Annotated in this window: 1 pseudogene; it reads right to left on the minus strand. The window is 60.6% G+C overall.

Going from position 1 to position 254, the window contains the following annotated elements:
• Positions 1–254 (minus strand): annotated as a pseudogene (locus FCK22_RS18300) (2'-deoxycytidine 5'-triphosphate deaminase); the annotation flags it as partial.

Raw genomic sequence — 254 nt, forward strand, 5'->3', positions numbered from 1 at the left:
CGCGTGAGCCTGCGCCGCCTGCCTCGGCATGGCCAAAGCCCGGATCGAAGAAGCCCGCGTAATGCACGCGGAACTCTCCGACCATCGCCAAATAGGGTGCCATTTCAGCGGCATAGGCAGGCGGGATGTCACCGCTTCGCGGCTGACGAGGATGTAAAAGGCGCCGGGGTCGAGGATGATCTGACCGTTGGTGCTATGCACCTCTTCCCAATAGGCGGCGGGATCGTAATGGCCAATTTTATCGAGGTCGATCA

This window comes from Sulfitobacter sp. 15WGC (assembly GCF_005068605.1).
Taxonomy (GTDB): domain Bacteria; phylum Pseudomonadota; class Alphaproteobacteria; order Rhodobacterales; family Rhodobacteraceae; genus Sulfitobacter; species Sulfitobacter faviae.